The following is a 2,304-nucleotide window of genomic DNA, read 5'->3' on the forward strand; positions in this document are numbered from 1 at the left end:
TGTAAATGCTGGATCAAATTTCCCCGGAAGTGCTGGCGCAAAATTCCCCACCTCGCGGGTTTGGCGATCAGCCGTGCATGTGATTGGCGCCTCCGTTTTTTGGTGGCCGGCCGCGGCGTTTGGGCGGCGGCGGTGGGGTGATGGTTGCATGTGACCGAGTGTGTTCGGGGATCAGGTCGGCATGATGGCGCAGCCGATAGCTGGCCCCTTCGATCTGAACCACGACGGCATGGTGCAGCAGGCGGTCCAGCAGTGCGGTTGCAACCACGGGATCGCCGAAGATTTCACCCCATTCCGCGAAGCCACGGTTCGAGGTCAGGATCATGGCGCCTTTTTCGTAACGCGCGTTGACGAGTTGGAAGAACAGATTGGCGCCGCCGCTGGTGATGGGCAAATAGCCGATCTCGTCAACGATCAGCAGCGAGGCACGGGCATAGAACCGTATCTTTTCTGCCAGACGCCCTTCACGCTCGGCCTTGGTCAGGGCTTCAATCAGTTCCGCCAGGGAACAGCGGTAGACACTGCGCCCCGCCCTGACCGCCGCCACGCCGATGGCTGTGGCGAGATGGCTTTTGCCGGTGCCCGGTGGGCCAAGGAGGTGCAGAACCTCGGCCCGCTTGATGAACTCCAACTGCGCCAGTGCCATAATGCGGTGTCTGTCCAGCGAGGGTTGGAACGAGAAGTCGAAGCTTTCCAGCGTCTTGATCGGCATCAGGCGCGCGGTGCGCAGGGCCACGCCGATGCGGCGGCCTTCGCGCAGGTTCAGCTCTTCGGCCAGCAGCTCGTCGATCGCCTCGATGGCGCTGATCTCGCCCTTTTCCAGGCGACTGAGGGTCTGGTCCAGCGTTTCCAGGGCACGGGCCATGTGCAGGCTGACGAGGCTCTGGCGGATGCGTTCGGTGACCGGGATCATGCGCGGCCCTCCGGTGCATTGGCCAGACGGCGCCCGACTGCCTCATAGAAAGCCAGGGATCGACGGGCAACCGGGGTATCAGCCGGGGGCGTGGCAAGTTGAACGGCGCGCCGTGCGGGCGGGACGGGCTTGCGATGGCTGGGATCGACGCGGCGCTGGTTCTTGCCCTCCAGCACCGGGTGGCTGGCGACCAGTTGGCCGTCCTCAAAGATCCGAACCTCGGCAGGGTGGTTCTGGACCTCGACGATCCGCCGCCGCGTGGTGTCGGGCACGCTGTATTGGTTGCCACCAACCGCGACCATGCCTTCCTGGCTGATCCGCCGTTCCACGGTCAGCACCGCGTCGTAAGGACGGGCCGGCAGGGCCATAAGCTGCGGGTGTTCCTCGGCAAAATGTTCATCCACGATCCGCTGAGTGGTGGCATGCACCCGGGGATTGGCGATGGTCGTGCGCCACTCCTCGAACTGGGCGTTCAGATCGTCCATGTCGTGGAAGCTGCGGCCTAGGAAGAAGTCCTGACGCACATAGCGGAAGGGCCGCTCGACCTTGCCTTTGGTCTTGGCGCGATAAGGCTGGCAGGCCCGGGGCGCCGAGCCGTAATGGGCCAACAGCGCCACCAAGGATTCATTATAGGTCACCACGCCCGCGGCATCTTCACCGATGACAGCCGTTTTCATCCGGTCATACAGGATCTCGGTGCAGGCCCCGCCCATCGCGGCAAAGGCCGCGATATGACAGCGCATCACCGTTTCCAGCGTCTGGTTCGGGCAGAACCGGCCCCAGAGCCAGCGGCTGTGCCCCAGCACCATGCTGAACAGCCAGACCCTGCGCAGCACGCCAGGTTCGGCCTCGAACTCGATCTGGAACTCGGCAAAATCTACCTGTGCCTGCTGACCCGGTGCCGTCTCGAAGCGTCGCTCAAACTGCCGAGGCACCGCGGGCCGGATCAGCCGGAGATATTCCGTCAGCGTGGAATAAGCCCCTTCATACCCCATCGCCCGAACCTCACGATGCAGCCTGCGCGCCGAGAGCCCCGGGAAGGCATAAAGACGTTCCGCAAGATAGGCGCGAAAGCGTTCGGCCAGCCGCTCCCCCACGTCGCGCGGGCCATAGACGGGCATCTCCAGGCCCTGCGCCAGATACTTCCGCACCGTCTTGCGGTCCAGCCCGGTCTGCCGCGCAATCGCGCTGACGCCAAGCCCCTGTCGTTTCAACTCCAAGATCATCACGATCTCCCTCAATCCAACCACCTGCAGGCCCTTCCATTGGCATCAGCAGGGGTAATTCTGCGCGACCGAGGGTCAGACGGGCATGCCCGCCTGACCCTCGGTCGCGCCAAACTGGGGAAAATTCATCCAGCCGTTTTGGGGAGATTACGTCCAGCACTCACA

At 63.7% G+C, this 2,304-nt stretch carries 2 protein-coding genes; both read right to left on the bottom strand.

Annotated elements, in window-relative coordinates; all coding sequences use genetic code 11:
- Positions 1–67 precede the first annotated feature (67 nt).
- The gene (istB, locus tag H9532_RS12950; protein WP_296369193.1) at positions 68–913 is read right to left on the bottom strand and encodes an IS21-like element helper ATPase IstB; all 846 of its coding nucleotides are present in this window, start codon (positions 911–913) and stop codon (positions 68–70) included.
- Positions 910–2,163, bottom strand: a complete 1,254-nt coding sequence (gene istA, locus H9532_RS12955; protein ID WP_296369195.1) for an IS21 family transposase — start codon at positions 2,161–2,163, stop codon at positions 910–912. The genes istB and istA overlap by 4 nt, the downstream gene beginning before the upstream one ends.
- Between the last annotated feature and the right edge of the window lie 141 nt (positions 2,164–2,304).

It is taken from the genome of Vulcanococcus sp. Clear-D1 (assembly GCF_014654725.1).
GTDB lineage: Bacteria > Cyanobacteriota > Cyanobacteriia > PCC-6307 > Cyanobiaceae > Vulcanococcus.